The following is a 14,964-nucleotide window of genomic DNA, read 5'->3' as shown; positions in this document are numbered from 1 at the left end:
TAAAACCGATCACTCCAGGACAGCGTTTTAAAGTAGTAAACGGGTTTGACGCCATTACTGCTGATAAGCCGGAGAAAAGCTTGCTTGCTCCGTTAAAAAAGTCTGGAGGTAGAAACAGTCAGGGAAAAATGACCATACGCCATAGAGGTGGTGGGCATAAAAGAAGGTATCGAATTATTGATTTCAAACGGGAAAAGCAGGACGTTGCTGCAGTAGTAAAGTCTATCCAGTATGATCCAAATAGAACGGCTTTTATCGCCTTGGTGGAATACACAGATGGTGAAAAGCGATATATTATTGCTCCAAATGGCTTGCAGGTAGGACAAAAAATATCTTCTGGAGGAAATGCAGCTCCTGAGATAGGTAATGCTCTTCCCTTAAATAAAATTCCTTTGGGAACTATTATTTCTTGCATTGAATTACGTCCCGGTCAGGGTGCGATAATGGCAAGAAGTGCTGGAACTTTTGCTCAATTAATGGCAAGAGAAGGAAAGTATGCAACAGTAAAATTGCCTTCTGGTGAGACAAGATTGGTGCTGGCAAATTGTTTGGGTACTATTGGTGCCGTCTCAAATTCAGACCAACAATTGATTGTTTCTGGTAAAGCCGGGAGAAGCAGATGGTTGGGTAGAAGACCAAGAACGAGACCGGTGGCTATGAATCCTGTAGATCATCCAATGGGTGGTGGTGAAGGTAGAGCCTCTGGTGGACATCCAAGATCTAAAAACGGAATTCCTGCAAAAGGATTCAGGACTAGGTCCAGGACCAAGGATACAAATAGGTATATATTAGAACGTAGAAAGAAATAAAAAGTAGAAAGAAATGGCACGTTCACTAAAAAAAGGACCATACATTCATCATAGTTTGGATAAAAAAGTCCAGCTGAATATAGGTTCAGGTAAGAAGTCGGTAATAAAGACCTGGTCCAGAGCATCGACAATTAGTCCGGACTTTGTAGGTCAGACCATTGCGGTTCACAACGGAAGACAATTTGTCCCCGTATATGTTACCGAGAATATGGTAGGACACAAACTGGGCGAATTCTCTCCAACAAGATCTTTCCGAGGTCATGCCGGGGCAAAAAATAAAGGTAAAAAGTAAGTAAGCTATGGGAGTTCGAAAAAAACAAATGGCCGAAAGACTAAAGGCTGAAAAACAAAAAATAGCATTTGCTAAATTAAATAACTGTCCTACATCACCAAGAAAAATGCGATTAGTCGCAGATTTGGTTCGTGGAGCAGAAGTAGAAAAGGCCCTTGCTATTCTTAGATTCAGTCCTAAAGAAGCCTCCCGTAGGTTGGAAAAGTTATTGCTTTCAGCAATCGCAAACTGGCAGGCGAAAAATGAAGAGGTAGATATTGAAGAAGTTGAGCTGTTTGTAAAAGAAATAACAGTAGACAGTGGACGAATGCTAAAAAGATTAAGGCCGGCACCTCAGGGTAGGGCTCATAGAATAAGAAAACGTTCCAACCATGTTACCTTGGTATTGGGATCTAACAATAATACACAAAGCTAGAAATTTTAGTATGGGACAAAAAACAAATCCAATCGGAAATCGTCTAGGAATAATCAGAGGTTGGGAATCTAACTGGTATGGTGGAAACGATTATGGCGATAAACTAGCGGAAGATGATAAGATCAGAAAATATATTCATACACGTTTGGCGAAAGCTAGTGTATCAAGGGTAATTATTGAAAGAACGTTAAAGCTTATTACAGTTACCATAACCACGGCCAGGCCAGGTATAATTATCGGGAAAGGTGGTCAGGAAGTGGACAAATTGAAAGAAGAGCTTAAAAAAATTACAGATAAGGAAGTACAAATAAATATTTACGAGATAAAAAGGCCAGAAGTTGATGCAAATCTCGTAGCAGCCAGTGTAGCCCGGCAAATTGAAAATAGAATTTCCTTTAGAAGAGCAATTAAGATGGCTATTGCCGCGGCAATGAGAATGAATGCTGAAGGGATAAAAATACAGATTTCAGGAAGGTTGAACGGAGCAGAAATGGCCAGGTCAGAATCTTATAAAGACGGTAGAATACCTTTATCCACTTTTAGGGCTGATATAGATTATGCTCTTCATGAAGCACATACTACCTATGGAAGATTAGGAATTAAAGTATGGATAATGAAAGGTGAGGTTTATGGTAAAAGAGAGCTTTCTCCGCTAATTGGAATGTCGAAAGGACAGTCCAAAGGAAAGCAACATGATGGAGGCAAAAAGCAACGTCGCAGAAAGTAATAATTAAAGAAGAAGTTAGAGATTATGTTACAGCCAAAAAGAACGAAGTTTCGCAAAGCGCAGAAAGGCCGTATGAAAGGGAATTCCGGTAGAGGGAATCAACTTTCAAATGGAATGTTCGGGATTAAATCTTTGGATTCCTGCTTTCTTACTTCACGCCAGATTGAGGCGGCTCGTATTGCTGCGACCAGGTATATGAAAAGGCAAGGGCAATTATGGATTAAAATTTTCCCGGACAAGCCTATTACCAAAAAACCTTTAGAGGTTCGTATGGGTAAAGGAAAAGGAGCTCCGGAATATTTTGTAGCAGTAGTTAAGCCCGGAAGAATAATGTTCGAGGTTGCAGGCGTACCTATGGACGTGGCAAAGGAAGCTTTAAGGCTTGCAGCGCAAAAATTACCAGTAAAGACAAAATTTATAGTGGCTAGGAACTACGAAGCGGAATAATTTTTATAATTAGGATGATGAAACAATCAGAAATAAAAGAATTATCGGTAGAAGAATTGAAGGAAAAAATGGCACAATTTAAGAAGCAGCATGCAGATCTTAAAATTGCGCATTCTGTCACTCCACTGGAAAACCCCCTTCAAATCAGGAAGGTAAGAAGAAATGTGGCGCAATTGGCTACTGAATTAACAAAAAGGGATAACCAATAATTGGTTCTGCTTTATGGAAAAAAGAAATTTAAGAAAGGAAAGAGTAGGCGTTGTAACTAGTAACAAAATGGAGAAATCTATTGTAGTTGCCGAAGTAAAGCGCGTTAAGCATCCTATGTATGGTAAGTTCGTACTGCGGACAAAAAAGTATGTTGCACATGATGAGACCAATGACTGCAATATTGGGGATACTGTTAAGATAATGGAGACACGTCCATTGAGTAGAACCAAATGCTGGAGACTGGTTGAAGTCCTAGAAAGAGCTAAATAATTATGTTACAGCAAGAGTCAAGATTAAAAGTAGCAGACAATACGGGTGCCAAAGAGGTATTAACCATACGAGTGCTGGGTGGTACAAAGAGGAGATATGCATCGGTTGGGGACAAAATTGTAGTCACTGTTAAAGAGGCCACTCCAAACGGAGGTATTAAGAAAGGAGCCGTTTCAACGGCAGTTGTTGTAAGAACAAAAAAAGAAGTAAGAAGACCGGATGGTTCTTATATTCGTTTTGATGATAACGCCTGTGTTTTGTTAAATCCTACAGGTGAAATGAGAGGAACTCGCGTTTTCGGACCTGTTGCCAGGGAGTTGCGTGATAAACAATTCATGAAAATTGTTTCATTAGCTCCTGAGGTGCTTTAAAATATTGTAAGATGAAATTAAGAATAAAAACGGGAGATAAAGTAAGGATAATTGCAGGTGACCATAAAGGAACCGAAGGCAAGGTTACTCTTGTGGACCGTGAAAAAAATAAGGCGATCGTAGAAGGTGCCAATATGGTGTCTAAACACGAAAAACCAAGTGCACAAAATCCTCAGGGAGGAATTGTCAAAAAAGAAGCTCCTATACATTTATCAAACTTGTCACTTATTGATTCCAAATCTGGTGAAACAACAAGAGTGGGCTATGAGGTAAGAGATGGGAAGAAAGTACGGTTTTCTAAAAAATCTAACGAAGTAATTTAGTTATGGCTTACGTTCCGAGATTAAAGCAAGAATATGGAGAGCGAATTGTTTCAGCTCTCAAAGAAGAATTTGGTTACAAAAATGTAATGCAAGTACCCAAGCTGCAAAAGATAGTTGTTAGCAGGGGTGTTGGTGCAGCAGTAGCCGATAAAAAATTGGTGGACCATGCTTTAGATGAGTTAACCCTAATCACAGGGCAAAAGGCGATATCAACAATATCAAAAAAGGATGTTGCAGCTTTTAAACTCAGAAAGGGTATGCCTATAGGGGCTAAAGTTACTCTTAGAGGTGAGCAGATGTATGAATTTTTAGATAGATTAGTGACTTCTGCCTTGCCAAGGGTAAGAGATTTCCAGGGAATTAGAGCTACAGGTTTTGATGGAAGAGGAAATTACAACCTGGGTGTAACAGAGCAGATCATATTTCCGGAAATTAATATTGATAAGATTAATAGGATTAATGGAATGGATATCACCTTTGTAACCAGTGCTGATACAGATAAAGAAGCAAAATCATTGTTAACCGAATTGGGATTACCTTTTAAAAAGAATTAGTATGGCTAAAGAATCAATGAAAGCTCGTGAAAGAAAAAGGGCGAAGGCTGTAGCAAAATATGCTGAGAAGAGAAAGGCTTTAAAAGAAGCCGGCGACTATGAGGCTTTGCAAAAACTGCCTAGAAATGCTTCTCCTATTCGTATGCACAATAGATGTAAATTAACAGGTAGGCCTAAAGGCTATATGAGAACTTTTGGTATTTCTCGGGTAATGTTTAGAGAAATGGCTAATAAAGGATTGATTCCCGGTGTTAAAAAAGCAAGTTGGTAACCCAATATAAAAGTTAAGAAGATGTTTACAGATCCAATAGCAGATTATTTAACAAGAATTAGAAACGCGAGTAGTGCGGGTCATAGGGTAGTTGAAATTCCTGCTTCTAATTTGAAAAAAGAAGTAACTAAGATATTATTCGATCAAGGATATATTTTGAGTTATAAATTCGAGGAGAATGAGATTCAGGGAATCATTAAAATTGCCTTAAAATATGATAGGCTGACCAAAGAACCGGTGATCAGAAAGATTCAGCGTATAAGTACGCCGGGTCTTAGAAAATATGCCAGTTCCGGAGATATGCCCAGAGTACTGAATGGCTTGGGAGTTGCTATTGTGTCTACTTCACATGGAGTTATGACAAGTAAACAAGCTCAGCGAGACAATGTTGGCGGAGAAGTTTTATGCTACGTTTATTAAGAAATAAAGAGATAGGAAAATGTCTAGAATAGGTAACAATCCAATAGAAATTCCGGAAGGAGTCACAGTTGAACTGCAGGATAATCTTATTGCTGTAAAAGGGAAATTGGGTGAATTAACTCAGGAGTATTCAGGGGTTTCCATAAAAGCAGAAGAGGGTCAGATTTTGGTTACAAGACCTTCTGATTCTAAAGATCATAAAGCCAAACACGGCCTCTATAGATCCTTGATTTCCAATATGATTTTGGGAGTGACCAATGGATGGACTAAAGAGCTTGAATTGGTTGGTGTTGGTTTCCGTGCAGGTAATCAAGGTCAAAAATTAGATTTGGCTTTGGGTTTCTCTCATAATATTGTTATGGATTTAGCTCCTGAAGTTAAAGTTGAGACTATTTCTGAAAAGGGAAAGAACCCGGTTATAAAGCTTACATCACATGACAAACAATTGGTAGGCCAAATTGCCGCCAAAATAAGATCATTCCGCAAACCGGAACCTTACAAAGGAAAAGGGATAAAATTTGTTGGAGAACAATTAAGAAGAAAAGCAGGTAAATCCGCTTAAGAATTGAATTATGGGATTATCAAAAACTGAAAGAAGAGAGCGTATTAGAAAAAGGATAAGAAAAGTATCCTTTGGTACAACAGAGAGGCCTAGATTGTCCGTTTTTAGAAGCAATAAAGAGATTTATGCTCAAATAATAGACGATAATAATGGGACCACTTTAGTTGCCGCGTCTTCTAGGGATAAAGAACTAAGTAAGGCAAAAGGTACAAAGACAGAGATTGCTAACCTTGTTGGAAAGGCAGTAGCCGAAAAAGCAAAGAAAGCCGGTATAGAAGCAGTTGCTTTTGATCGTGGTGGTAATTTGTATCATGGTAGAGTAAAATCATTGGCCGAAGGTGCCAGAGAGGTCGGTCTAAAATTTTAATAGGAAATATGTTCGGGAAGTACAAAAATGTAGAAACTGTTAAACCGGGAGGTCTTGAACTCAAAGACAGACTGGTTGGTGTTCAAAGAGTTACTAAAGTAACTAAAGGTGGTAGAGCTTTTGGTTTTTCTGCGATCGTGGTTGTAGGTGATGAGAATGGTGTAGTAGGTCATGGTCTGGGGAAGTCTAAAGAAGTAGCTACAGCGATAGCTAAAGCTATTGAGGATGCTAAAAAGAATTTAATTAGAATACCACTGAGCAAAGGCACTTTGCCACATGAGCAAAAAGGAAAGTATGGAGGAGCACGTGTATATGTGCAGCCTGCTTCCCATGGTACAGGAGTAATTGCCGGAGGTGCGGTTAGAGCCGTATTGGAATCAGTTGGAGTACAGGACGTTTTGTCCAAGTCTCAGGGATCTTCTAACCCACATAATGTGGTAAAGGCAACATTTGATGCTTTACTACAATTAAGGGATGCCAGGACTGTAGCAAAACAAAGAGGTGTTTCGTTAGAAAAAGTCTTTAAAGGATAAGTAGCAAGAGTATGGCAAAGATTAGAGTTAAACAGGTAAGAAGTAGCATTAAAAGGCCACAAAATCAGAAAAGAACACTGGAGGCACTTGGATTGCGTAAGATTGGTCACGTTGTGGAGCATGATAACACTCCCACTATTATAGGGATGATCAATAAGGTTAAACACTTAGTTTCTACGGAAGAAGCATAAAAAATATTTGTAATGAATTTAGGGAATTTAAAACCAGCCAAAGGATCTGTTCATAAAGCCGGGAAAACCATAGGCCGAGGCCAGGGTTCTGGTAAAGGCGGTACAGCAACAAGAGGGCATAAAGGTGCTAAATCAAGATCCGGGTATTCCAGGAAGATCGGTTTTGAAGGAGGTCAAATGCCTTTACAGAGACGAGTACCCAAATTTGGTTTTACCAATATTAACAGAAAAGAATATCAGGGTATTAATCTGAATAAACTTCAGGAGCTTGCAGATAAAGGATTGGTTAAAAAAACAGTCACTGTTAAAGATCTTGTGGATAACGGAATGGCACATAAAAACGATTTGGTTAAGATATTAGGCGGCGGTGAATTAAAGGCGTCTCTTAAAATAACCGTACATAAATTTACTGCAACTGCAAAAGCTGCTATTGAAGCTGCTGGTGGTGAGGCAATAAATTTATAAGTAAAGAAGATTATGAAGAAATTTTTTGAGGTTATATCAAATATCTGGAAAATTGATGAACTAAGGGGCAGAATTATTGTAACCCTGGGTTTGCTGTTGGTGTATCGCTTTGGTGCTCAGGTTGTTCTTCCCGGTATTGATACTACTCAATTAGCAGAATTATCTTCTAGTACAGAATCAGGTATATTAGGTTTATTAAACGCCTTTACCGGTGGTGCATTTGCCAATGCTTCTGTATTTGCTCTTGGAATTATGCCCTATATCTCGGCATCTATTGTGGTTCAATTAATGGGAATCGCGGTGCCTTATCTTCAAAAACTAGATAAGGAAGGTGAAAGTGGAAGAAAAACAAAAAACCAGATAACCAGATGGCTAACCATTGGTATCTGTATTGTGCAGGCTCCGGCCTACCTCTATAGCCTTGGTGCTCTGGGTGTTCCGGATAGTGCATTCCTGTTAGGTAAAGGCTTAGGTTTTATAGTACCCTCAGTAATCATTTTGGTAACAGGTTGTGTCTTTGCCATGTGGTTAGGAGAAAAGATTACAGATAAAGGAATTGGTAATGGTATTTCCCTCCTTATTATGATTGGTATTATAGCGAATATGCCACAATCTTTTGTTCAGGAGTTTATTTCCAGAACGGCGAATAATACAGGCGGACTGATGTTTATGCTTATAGAAGTTATTCTTTGGTTTCTTGTTATTCTGGCCAGTGTTCTATTGGTTATGGCAACGAGGAGAATACCGGTTCAATATGCAAGAAGGACGGCCTCCGGAGGGTATGAAAAAAACATTGCGGGTTCAAGACAATACATTCCTTTGAAATTGAACGCTTCCGGTGTAATGCCTATAATTTTCGCACAAGCCATTATGTTTGCGCCAGGTTTATTGGGAAGAACTTTTAATAATACAGCAGTTGGCCAATGGATGGAGGTACAGTTTCAGGATATTTTTGGATTGGCCTATAATATTTTATTTGCATTGCTGATTATAATATTTACATATTTCTATACGGCTATTACAGTTCCTACGAATAAAATGGCCGATGATTTAAAACGCAGTGGTGGTTTTATACCAGGCATCAGACCAGGTAAAGAAACAGGAGATTTTCTTGATAAAATAATGTCATTAATCACCTTGCCGGGATCCGTTTTCCTTGCCCTATTAGCAGTATTACCTGCCGTAGTGGTTAAATTAATGGATATTCAGGCAGGATGGGCCTTATTTTACGGAGGGACATCACTTTTGATTATGGTAGGGGTAGCCATTGATACAGTACAACAGGTTAACTCTTACTTGTTGAACAGGCATTATGACGGATTAATGAAATCAGGTAAAAACCGAAAAGTAGCATAAGTTATGGCCAAACAAGCACCCATAGAACAAGACGGTAGCATTATAGAGGCTTTGTCCAATGCAATGTTTCGTGTGGAACTTGAAAACGGACATGTAGTTACAGCTCATATTTCCGGGAAGATGCGTATGCATTATATAAAATTGTTGCCCGGAGATAAAGTAAAACTGGAAATGAGCCCATACGATTTAACAAAGGCTAGAATTACATATAGATACTAACAAAGACGAAATGAAAGTTAGAGCATCCATAAAGAAAAGAAGTGCCGAATGCAAAATAGTACGCAGAAAAGGCACATTGTACGTAATTAATAAAAAGAATCCTAGATTCAAACAAAGACAAGGATAATTATGGCAAGAATTGCAGGTGTAGATATACCAAAACAAAAAAGAGGTGTCATAGCACTTACCTATATTTTTGGTATCGGTAAAAGCAGAGCACAAGAGATATTAGAGAAAGCCCAGGTAAATCTGGATAGCAAAGTATCAGACTGGAACGATGAGGAAATTGGTCATATTCGTGATGCTGTTTCGTCCTATAAGATTGAAGGGGAACTTCGTTCTGAAAATCAGTTGAATATTAAGCGTCTGATGGATATTGGCTGTTACAGAGGAATCCGTCACAGATCCGGACTTCCACTAAGAGGACAAAGGACCAAGAATAATTCCAGGACAAGGAAAGGAAAAAGAAAAACGGTTGCAAATAAGAAAAAAGCAACTAAATAATTAGCATAATATGGCAAAGACAAGTACCAAAGGAGCTAAAAAGCGCAAGGTAATCGTTGAATCGACTGGTGAAGCCCATGTAACGGCATCCTTTAATAACATAATAATTTCTTTGACCAACAAAAAAGGCGATGTTATTTCATGGTCTTCTGCTGGTAAGATGGGATTTAGAGGTTCTAAAAAGAATACTCCTTATGCCGCTCAGGTAGCAGCTGAAGAATGTTGTAAAGTGGCTCATGAAGCGGGATTGAGAAAGGTGAAAGTTTATGTAAAAGGACCGGGTAACGGAAGAGAATCTGCAATTCGTTCAATTCACAATGCAGGTATTGAAGTTACTGAGATTGTGGATGTAACACCATTACCACATAACGGTTGCCGACCACCCAAAAGAAGAAGAGTTTAATTTTAAAAGAAGATGGCAAGATATACAGGACCTAAATCAAAGATCGCACGTAAATTCGGCGAAGCAATTTTCGGAGACGACAAAGCTTTCGAGAAAAAAAATTATCCCCCGGGACAACACGGTAATAACAGACGTCGAGGTAAAAAATCTGAGTATGCTGTCCAGTTGATGGAAAAGCAGAAAGCAAAATATACCTATGGCATATTGGAGAAACAATTCAGAAACCTTTTTGCCAAAGCTAACAGGAGTAAAGGTGTAACCGGTGAAGTACTTCTCCAATTTTGTGAAGCACGTCTTGATAATGTAGTTTACAGGATGGGAATTGCAAATTCCAGAAGAGGCGCAAGACAGCTGGTTTCTCATAGACATATTACTGTTAATGGTGAATTGGTAGATATTCCTTCTTATGCCTTAAAAGCCGGTGATGTTATAGGGGTGCGGGAAAAATCAAAATCGCTTCAGGCCATACAAGATGCACTTAGTGCAAATAGCAGTGTGTATGAATGGATGACATGGAACGATGATAAAATGGAAGGAAATTTTGTTTCCATTCCAGAAAGAATTCAGATTCCGGAGAATATTAAAGAACAATTAATCGTGGAGTTATACTCTAAATAAAAACAACACAAATCCGACTATGGCATTATTAAATTTTCAGAAGCCCGATAAAGTTATAATGATAGATTCCTCAGATTTCGAAGGCAAATTTGAATTTCGCCCTTTGGAACCTGGTTATGGTTTGACTGTTGGGAACGCCTTGCGAAGGGTATTGCTTTCTTCTTTGGAAGGTTTTGCAATTACATCCGTAAGAATTGATAAAGTGGAGCATGAATTTTCGGTTATTGAAGGTGTTGTGGAAGATGTTACCGAAATCATCCTCAACCTTAAACAAGTTCGATTTAAAAGACAAATTGAAGATGTTAATGAAGAAACCGTTTCCATATCTGTAAGTGGTAAGGATCAGCTTACTGCTGGAGATTTTCAAAAATTCATCTCAGGTTATCAGGTGCTAAACCCCGACCTTGTTATTTGCAACATGGAGCCGAAGGTGAGCATAAATATGGAGATAATCATTGAAAAAGGTCGTGGTTATGTACCAGCAGAAGAAAATAAAAAGTCTAATGCACCTTTGGGAAGTATAGCTATCGATTCAATTTTTACCCCGGTAAAAAATGTAAAATATAGCATTGAAAACTTCCGTGTTGAGCAAAAAACGGATTATGAGAAATTGGTATTTGAGATCGTTACCGATGGTTCTATTCATCCAAAAGAGGCATTGACAGAAGCGGCTAAAGTATTGATACACCATTTCATGTTGTTTTCTGATGAACGTATTACTCTTGAAGCTGATGAAATAGCGCAAACAGAGACCTACGATGAAGAATCTCTGCATATGCGCCAACTTTTAAAAACTAAACTGGTTGATATGGATCTTTCTGTTAGAGCATTAAATTGTTTAAAAGCTGCGGAAGTAGATACATTAGGCGATTTGGTTTCGTTCAATAAGAACGATTTAATGAAATTCAGGAACTTTGGTAAAAAATCATTGACAGAATTAGAAGAGCTGGTTATAAACAAAGGCCTTAATTTTGGGATGGATCTTTCAAAGTACAAATTAGATAAGGATTAATTTATCAATAAAGACAGGACTTTTCCTGTTTTTATTAAGCATTTATATAAGTAACGATGAGACACGGTAAAAAAGTCAATCATTTAGGAAGAAAGTCAGCTCATAGAAAAGCTATGTTGGCTAACATGGCTTGTTCGTTGATTGAACATAAAAGAATTAATACAACTGTGGCAAAGGCTAAAGCCTTAAAGCAGTTTATAGAGCCATTAATAACTAAATCAAAGGCTGAAAATAATCAGACTACTGAAAAAGGAACCCATAACAGGCGTATCGCATTTAAGAACCTAAGGGATAAGTATGCGGTTACTGAATTATTTGGAAGTGTTTCCGACAAGGTTGGTGAACGGCCCGGAGGTTATACCAGAATTATTAAATTGGGAAATAGGCTTGGAGATAACGCAGATATGGCAATGATAGAACTTGTTGACTACAATGAGATTTACAATGCTGGCAAAGCTGCTAAAAAGAAAACTACAAGAAGAAGTAGAAGAGGTAAAAAGGCCGATGAGGCCATAGTTGAAAAAGCTACTGAAACTGCTGTAGTTGAGGAGGCTGCGGAAGCCGTAACGGAAGAGGTTAAGGAGACAGAGGCGATAGAAACTGAGGAAGCAACTCAAGAAGTTGAAGAGGTCAAAAAACCAAAGGCAACTAAAGAAGAAGTTTCAGAACCTGAAGCAACTAAAGAAGAGTCAGAACCTGAAACAACTGAACCAGAAGATCCCGAAGAAAAGAAAAATGATTCTGAAGCATAAATTGTTTATAAAATCTTTAATATTTAATCAAGGATAGACCTGAAAGTCTATCCTTTTTTTATGTTTATTTGTCAAACGTAATTTTATTTGAAAATATGAAGTATCAGTCCAAAAAGAAAGCGCTATTATTATTGGAAGACGGGACCATTTTCTATGGTAAGGCTGTAGGTAACAAAGAAGGAACTGCATATGGAGAAGTTTGTTTTAATACCGGGATGACTGGTTATCAGGAAATATTTACAGATCCTTCTTATTTCGGTCAACTCATGGTTACTACAAATGCACATATAGGTAATTATGGGACCAACAAGGATGAAGTGGAATCTGGTTCAGTAAAAATAGCGGGATTGATATGTAAGAATTTCAGCTATGAGTACTCAAGACCCATAGCAGATCATAGTCTGGAGGAATTTTTGGAAGTAAGCAATCTGTTTGCCATTTCAGACGTAGATACCAGAGCCCTGGTAAGCCATATTAGGGATCAGGGCGCCATGAATGCCGTAATCTCTACTGAAGTAGAAGACATTGACGCCTTAAGGGAATCCTTAAAAAAAGTGCCTAATATGGAAGGCTTAGAACTTGCTTCGAAAGTATCAACCACAGAACCTTATTTTTTTGGAAACAAGAATGCTCAATACAAAATAGCCGCCTTGGACATTGGAATAAAAAATAATATTTTACGTAATCTGGCTAAAAGAGATGCTTATATAAAAGTCTTTCCTTACAATGCTACCTATGAGGAAATGAACGAATGGCAACCTGATGGGTTTTTCATTTCCAACGGGCCCGGAGATCCTGAGCCTTTGCATGAGGCTGTTGAGGTAGCTCGTAAGATTATGGCTAATGATAAACCACTATTTGGAATTTGCCTTGGTCACCAGGTTATTGCGTTGGCTAATGGGATATCTACATACAAAATGCATAATGGTCATAGAGGGATAAACCATCCGGTATTGAACCTTTTGACAGGTAAAGGTGAAATTACCTCTCAAAATCATGGGTTTGCCATAAGCCGGGAAGAAACGGAATCTAATCCGGAAATTGAAATTACTCATGTCCATCTAAACGATAAAACCGTGGCCGGAATAAGGCTACAAAATAAAAATGTTTTTTCAGTTCAATATCACCCTGAAGCCAGTCCGGGACCTCATGATGCAGATTATCTTTTTGATCAATTTTTTGAAATGATAGCTTCCACTGTTAATAAAGATACGTTGGTTTAAGGAATTGTTATATTCTGGTCTTTATGAGGCTCAATATTGCCTTACGTCCATCCGCCTTTTGTATCTTTGTCAAATAAGTCAACCTTAAAATTTAACATTATGAGTACCATAATTGATGTGCATGCAAGACAGATCCTGGATTCAAGAGGAAATCCGACCGTAGAAGTAGATGTTATAACCGAAAATGGCGTTTTAGGACGTGCAGCGGTTCCTTCCGGGGCTTCTACCGGTGAACATGAAGCCGTTGAATTACGTGATGGAGGAAAGGCCTTTATGGGCAAGGGTGTAACTAAAGCTGTGGATAATGTAAATAATATTATAGCAAAAAAAATAGTTGGGATGTTAGTTTTTGAGCAAAACCTAATAGACCAGACCATGATAGAACTTGATGGTACTCCAAATAAATCTAAATTGGGAGCCAATGCAATCTTAGGAGTGTCTTTAGCAGTTGCTAAAGCGGCTGCCAATGAGCTGGGAATGTCCCTGTACAGATATGTAGGTGGTGTTAGTGCGAATACTTTACCGGTGCCTATGATGAATATAATTAATGGTGGCTCGCATTCAGATGCGCCTATAGCCTTCCAGGAATTTATGATTATGCCAATCAAAGCAAAAAGCTTTTCACATGCTATGCAAATGGGGACTGAAATATTTCATAATCTTAAAAAAGTATTGCATGGCAGGGGCTTGAGCACTGCAGTAGGTGATGAAGGTGGGTTTGCACCTACACTGGATGGTACAGAAGATGCAATAGAGACTATTGGACTAGCCGTTAAAAATGCCGGATATTCTTTTGGTGATGAGGTTATGATTGCACTTGATTGTGCTGCAGCAGAATTCTATGAGAATGGTAAATACGATTATACCAAATTTGAAGGAGATTCGGGCGCCGTTCGCACCTCAGATGAGCAGGCAGCGTATTTGGCAGATCTCAGTAAAAAATACCCTATTATATCTATTGAGGACGGGATGGATGAAAATGACTGGGATGGATTTAAGACATTAACTGATATGATAGGTGATAGCGTTCAATTAGTTGGAGATGATTTATTTGTTACCAATGTAGAAAGATTATCAAAGGGAATTAAGAACGGCATTGCCAATTCAATACTGATAAAAGTTAACCAGATTGGTACGCTTACAGAAACGATTGCCGCTGTGAATATGGCTAAAAATGCGGGATATACTTCCGTAATGTCGCACAGATCAGGTGAAACCGAAGATAATACTATTGCAGATTTAGCAGTAGCACTTAACACCGGGCAGATAAAAACAGGATCTGCTTCAAGAAGTGATCGTATGGCCAAATACAACCAATTACTTCGCATAGAAGAGGAGCTAGGTGATGTGGCCTATTATCCGCAGGAAAAGGCATTTAAAGTAAAATAGAGATAATCCTTAAAATTATAAAAGCCTTTCTTTCTAAGAAGGGCTTTTTTGTTGAAATGAATATATTAAAATAGCTGGATGATAAATCTCGAATTCGAAGATTATTTGAATAAGAATTAATCTGTGTGGGAGTACTATTTGAATCTAAATGAAAATGGTCATTCGAACTTTAAAGTGGCTGTTATTTAGAACAACTATATTCTTTAATTTTTACACTTCTTATTCGCCTCAGTAATTGTTAACGTCCTTCCTTTTTCTTAA

At 38.4% G+C, this 14,964-nt stretch carries 26 protein-coding genes and 1 pseudogene; all 27 read left to right on the top strand.

Annotated elements, in window-relative coordinates; genetic code table 11:
* On the top strand, positions 1–809 hold an 809-nt coding region (gene rplB / locus Q0X66_RS10360; RefSeq protein WP_297706048.1), incomplete at its 5' end, for a 50S ribosomal protein L2.
* A gap of 13 nt (positions 810–822) precedes the next feature.
* Positions 823–1,101: a 30S ribosomal protein S19 gene (rpsS, locus tag Q0X66_RS10355; protein ID WP_297706046.1), complete on the top strand. Its 279-nt coding sequence runs from the start codon at positions 823–825 to the stop codon at positions 1,099–1,101.
* A 7-nt stretch (positions 1,102–1,108) separates the two neighbouring features.
* A complete protein-coding gene (rplV, locus tag Q0X66_RS10350) occupies positions 1,109–1,516 on the top strand; it encodes a 50S ribosomal protein L22 (protein ID WP_297706044.1) in 408 nt (135 codons plus the stop codon).
* 10 nt (positions 1,517–1,526) lie between these two features.
* Complete coding sequence (gene rpsC, locus Q0X66_RS10345; RefSeq protein WP_297706042.1) at positions 1,527–2,243, top strand: 30S ribosomal protein S3; 717 nt, start codon at positions 1,527–1,529, stop codon at positions 2,241–2,243.
* A gap of 24 nt (positions 2,244–2,267) precedes the next feature.
* Positions 2,268–2,690 (top strand): 50S ribosomal protein L16, encoded by a 423-nt coding sequence (rplP, locus tag Q0X66_RS10340; RefSeq protein ID WP_297706039.1) that lies wholly within the window; start codon positions 2,268–2,270, stop codon positions 2,688–2,690.
* 17 nt (positions 2,691–2,707) lie between these two features.
* Positions 2,708–2,899, top strand: a complete 192-nt coding sequence (gene rpmC, locus Q0X66_RS10335; RefSeq protein WP_297706037.1) for a 50S ribosomal protein L29 — start codon at positions 2,708–2,710, stop codon at positions 2,897–2,899.
* Between the two features lie 13 nt (positions 2,900–2,912).
* On the top strand, positions 2,913–3,170 hold the full coding sequence (gene rpsQ, locus Q0X66_RS10330) for a 30S ribosomal protein S17 (protein ID WP_297706035.1): 258 nt from the start codon (positions 2,913–2,915) through the stop codon (positions 3,168–3,170).
* A 2-nt stretch (positions 3,171–3,172) separates the two neighbouring features.
* Positions 3,173–3,541 (top strand): 50S ribosomal protein L14, encoded by a 369-nt coding sequence (gene rplN, locus Q0X66_RS10325; RefSeq protein ID WP_161437260.1) that lies wholly within the window; start codon positions 3,173–3,175, stop codon positions 3,539–3,541.
* A gap of 11 nt (positions 3,542–3,552) precedes the next feature.
* Positions 3,553–3,864: a 50S ribosomal protein L24 gene (gene rplX / locus Q0X66_RS10320; protein WP_297706029.1), complete on the top strand. Its 312-nt coding sequence runs from the start codon at positions 3,553–3,555 to the stop codon at positions 3,862–3,864.
* A gap of 2 nt (positions 3,865–3,866) precedes the next feature.
* Positions 3,867–4,418 (top strand): 50S ribosomal protein L5, encoded by a 552-nt coding sequence (rplE, locus tag Q0X66_RS10315; protein ID WP_297706027.1) that lies wholly within the window; start codon positions 3,867–3,869, stop codon positions 4,416–4,418.
* Between the two features lies 1 nt (position 4,419).
* Positions 4,420–4,689, top strand: a complete 270-nt coding sequence (rpsN, locus tag Q0X66_RS10310; RefSeq protein ID WP_297706025.1) for a 30S ribosomal protein S14 — start codon at positions 4,420–4,422, stop codon at positions 4,687–4,689.
* A gap of 21 nt (positions 4,690–4,710) precedes the next feature.
* Positions 4,711–5,109: a 30S ribosomal protein S8 gene (gene rpsH / locus Q0X66_RS10305; RefSeq protein WP_297706023.1), complete on the top strand. Its 399-nt coding sequence runs from the start codon at positions 4,711–4,713 to the stop codon at positions 5,107–5,109.
* A 19-nt stretch (positions 5,110–5,128) separates the two neighbouring features.
* Positions 5,129–5,671, top strand: coding sequence for a 50S ribosomal protein L6 (gene rplF / locus Q0X66_RS10300; protein ID WP_297706021.1), 543 nt, complete (start codon positions 5,129–5,131; stop codon positions 5,669–5,671).
* 10 nt (positions 5,672–5,681) lie between these two features.
* Entirely contained in the window at positions 5,682–6,038 is a 357-nt protein-coding gene (gene rplR, locus Q0X66_RS10295; RefSeq protein ID WP_297706018.1) for a 50S ribosomal protein L18, read from the top strand.
* Positions 6,039–6,046: 8 nt separating this feature from the next.
* Positions 6,047–6,571, top strand: a complete 525-nt coding sequence (gene rpsE, locus Q0X66_RS10290; protein ID WP_297706016.1) for a 30S ribosomal protein S5 — start codon at positions 6,047–6,049, stop codon at positions 6,569–6,571.
* An 11-nt stretch (positions 6,572–6,582) separates the two neighbouring features.
* Positions 6,583–6,762 carry a 50S ribosomal protein L30 gene (rpmD, locus tag Q0X66_RS10285; protein ID WP_297706014.1) on the top strand — a complete coding sequence of 60 codons (180 nt, stop codon included), beginning with the start codon at positions 6,583–6,585 and terminating at the stop codon, positions 6,760–6,762.
* A 12-nt stretch (positions 6,763–6,774) separates the two neighbouring features.
* Positions 6,775–7,227 (top strand): 50S ribosomal protein L15, encoded by a 453-nt coding sequence (gene rplO / locus Q0X66_RS10280; protein WP_297706013.1) that lies wholly within the window; start codon positions 6,775–6,777, stop codon positions 7,225–7,227.
* Between the two features lie 12 nt (positions 7,228–7,239).
* Positions 7,240–8,583: a preprotein translocase subunit SecY gene (gene secY / locus Q0X66_RS10275; RefSeq protein ID WP_297706011.1), complete on the top strand. Its 1,344-nt coding sequence runs from the start codon at positions 7,240–7,242 to the stop codon at positions 8,581–8,583.
* Between the two features lie 3 nt (positions 8,584–8,586).
* Entirely contained in the window at positions 8,587–8,802 is a 216-nt protein-coding gene (gene infA / locus Q0X66_RS10270) for a translation initiation factor IF-1 (protein ID WP_015753973.1), read from the top strand.
* A 10-nt stretch (positions 8,803–8,812) separates the two neighbouring features.
* Positions 8,813–8,929: a type B 50S ribosomal protein L36 gene (ykgO, locus tag Q0X66_RS10265; protein ID WP_297706006.1), complete on the top strand. Its 117-nt coding sequence runs from the start codon at positions 8,813–8,815 to the stop codon at positions 8,927–8,929.
* Between the two features lie 2 nt (positions 8,930–8,931).
* The gene (gene rpsM, locus Q0X66_RS10260; RefSeq protein ID WP_297706004.1) at positions 8,932–9,306 is read left to right on the top strand and encodes a 30S ribosomal protein S13; all 375 of its coding nucleotides are present in this window, start codon (positions 8,932–8,934) and stop codon (positions 9,304–9,306) included.
* 10 nt (positions 9,307–9,316) lie between these two features.
* A complete protein-coding gene (gene rpsK / locus Q0X66_RS10255; RefSeq protein WP_297706002.1) occupies positions 9,317–9,709 on the top strand; it encodes a 30S ribosomal protein S11 in 393 nt (130 codons plus the stop codon).
* A gap of 12 nt (positions 9,710–9,721) precedes the next feature.
* Positions 9,722–10,327 carry a 30S ribosomal protein S4 gene (rpsD, locus tag Q0X66_RS10250; protein ID WP_297706000.1) on the top strand — a complete coding sequence of 202 codons (606 nt, stop codon included), beginning with the start codon at positions 9,722–9,724 and terminating at the stop codon, positions 10,325–10,327.
* A gap of 19 nt (positions 10,328–10,346) precedes the next feature.
* Complete coding sequence (locus Q0X66_RS10245; RefSeq protein ID WP_297705998.1) at positions 10,347–11,339, top strand: DNA-directed RNA polymerase subunit alpha; 993 nt, start codon at positions 10,347–10,349, stop codon at positions 11,337–11,339.
* A 56-nt stretch (positions 11,340–11,395) separates the two neighbouring features.
* Positions 11,396–11,839: pseudogene (gene rplQ / locus Q0X66_RS10240) on the top strand (50S ribosomal protein L17); the annotation flags it as partial.
* A gap of 347 nt (positions 11,840–12,186) precedes the next feature.
* Positions 12,187–13,314 carry a glutamine-hydrolyzing carbamoyl-phosphate synthase small subunit gene (carA, locus tag Q0X66_RS10235; protein WP_297705996.1) on the top strand — a complete coding sequence of 376 codons (1,128 nt, stop codon included), beginning with the start codon at positions 12,187–12,189 and terminating at the stop codon, positions 13,312–13,314.
* Positions 13,315–13,413: 99 nt separating this feature from the next.
* A complete protein-coding gene (eno, locus tag Q0X66_RS10230) occupies positions 13,414–14,703 on the top strand; it encodes a phosphopyruvate hydratase (RefSeq protein ID WP_297705994.1) in 1,290 nt (429 codons plus the stop codon).
* Positions 14,704–14,964: the final 261 nt, after the last annotated feature.

This window comes from uncultured Eudoraea sp., from assembly GCF_947260015.1.
Classification (GTDB): domain Bacteria; phylum Bacteroidota; class Bacteroidia; order Flavobacteriales; family Flavobacteriaceae; genus Eudoraea.
The sequence above is the reverse complement of the archived record's forward strand: the minus strand, read 5'-3'. Positions and strand labels throughout refer to the sequence as shown.

What these genes read in the sequence shown, in the direction of transcription:
- rpsS (WP_297706046.1), top strand. Translation starts at nt 823, where the DNA reads ATGGCACGTTCACTAAAAAAAGGACCATACATTCATCATAGTTTGGAT.
- rplV (WP_297706044.1), top strand. Translation starts at nt 1,109, where the DNA reads ATGGGAGTTCGAAAAAAACAAATGGCCGAAAGACTAAAGGCTGAAAAA.
- rpsC (WP_297706042.1), top strand. Translation starts at nt 1,527, where the DNA reads ATGGGACAAAAAACAAATCCAATCGGAAATCGTCTAGGAATAATCAGA.
- rplP (WP_297706039.1), top strand. Translation starts at nt 2,268, where the DNA reads ATGTTACAGCCAAAAAGAACGAAGTTTCGCAAAGCGCAGAAAGGCCGT.
- rpmC (WP_297706037.1), top strand. Translation starts at nt 2,708, where the DNA reads ATGAAACAATCAGAAATAAAAGAATTATCGGTAGAAGAATTGAAGGAA.
- rpsQ (WP_297706035.1), top strand. Translation starts at nt 2,913, where the DNA reads ATGGAAAAAAGAAATTTAAGAAAGGAAAGAGTAGGCGTTGTAACTAGT.
- rplN (WP_161437260.1), top strand. Translation starts at nt 3,173, where the DNA reads ATGTTACAGCAAGAGTCAAGATTAAAAGTAGCAGACAATACGGGTGCC.
- rplX (WP_297706029.1), top strand. Translation starts at nt 3,553, where the DNA reads ATGAAATTAAGAATAAAAACGGGAGATAAAGTAAGGATAATTGCAGGT.
- rplE (WP_297706027.1), top strand. Translation starts at nt 3,867, where the DNA reads ATGGCTTACGTTCCGAGATTAAAGCAAGAATATGGAGAGCGAATTGTT.
- rpsN (WP_297706025.1), top strand. Translation starts at nt 4,420, where the DNA reads ATGGCTAAAGAATCAATGAAAGCTCGTGAAAGAAAAAGGGCGAAGGCT.
- rpsH (WP_297706023.1), top strand. Translation starts at nt 4,711, where the DNA reads ATGTTTACAGATCCAATAGCAGATTATTTAACAAGAATTAGAAACGCG.
- rplF (WP_297706021.1), top strand. Translation starts at nt 5,129, where the DNA reads ATGTCTAGAATAGGTAACAATCCAATAGAAATTCCGGAAGGAGTCACA.
- rplR (WP_297706018.1), top strand. Translation starts at nt 5,682, where the DNA reads ATGGGATTATCAAAAACTGAAAGAAGAGAGCGTATTAGAAAAAGGATA.
- rpsE (WP_297706016.1), top strand. Translation starts at nt 6,047, where the DNA reads ATGTTCGGGAAGTACAAAAATGTAGAAACTGTTAAACCGGGAGGTCTT.
- rpmD (WP_297706014.1), top strand. Translation starts at nt 6,583, where the DNA reads ATGGCAAAGATTAGAGTTAAACAGGTAAGAAGTAGCATTAAAAGGCCA.
- rplO (WP_297706013.1), top strand. Translation starts at nt 6,775, where the DNA reads ATGAATTTAGGGAATTTAAAACCAGCCAAAGGATCTGTTCATAAAGCC.
- secY (WP_297706011.1), top strand. Translation starts at nt 7,240, where the DNA reads ATGAAGAAATTTTTTGAGGTTATATCAAATATCTGGAAAATTGATGAA.
- infA (WP_015753973.1), top strand. Translation starts at nt 8,587, where the DNA reads ATGGCCAAACAAGCACCCATAGAACAAGACGGTAGCATTATAGAGGCT.
- ykgO (WP_297706006.1), top strand. Translation starts at nt 8,813, where the DNA reads ATGAAAGTTAGAGCATCCATAAAGAAAAGAAGTGCCGAATGCAAAATA.
- rpsM (WP_297706004.1), top strand. Translation starts at nt 8,932, where the DNA reads ATGGCAAGAATTGCAGGTGTAGATATACCAAAACAAAAAAGAGGTGTC.
- rpsK (WP_297706002.1), top strand. Translation starts at nt 9,317, where the DNA reads ATGGCAAAGACAAGTACCAAAGGAGCTAAAAAGCGCAAGGTAATCGTT.
- rpsD (WP_297706000.1), top strand. Translation starts at nt 9,722, where the DNA reads ATGGCAAGATATACAGGACCTAAATCAAAGATCGCACGTAAATTCGGC.
- Q0X66_RS10245 (WP_297705998.1), top strand. Translation starts at nt 10,347, where the DNA reads ATGGCATTATTAAATTTTCAGAAGCCCGATAAAGTTATAATGATAGAT.
- carA (WP_297705996.1), top strand. Translation starts at nt 12,187, where the DNA reads ATGAAGTATCAGTCCAAAAAGAAAGCGCTATTATTATTGGAAGACGGG.
- eno (WP_297705994.1), top strand. Translation starts at nt 13,414, where the DNA reads ATGAGTACCATAATTGATGTGCATGCAAGACAGATCCTGGATTCAAGA.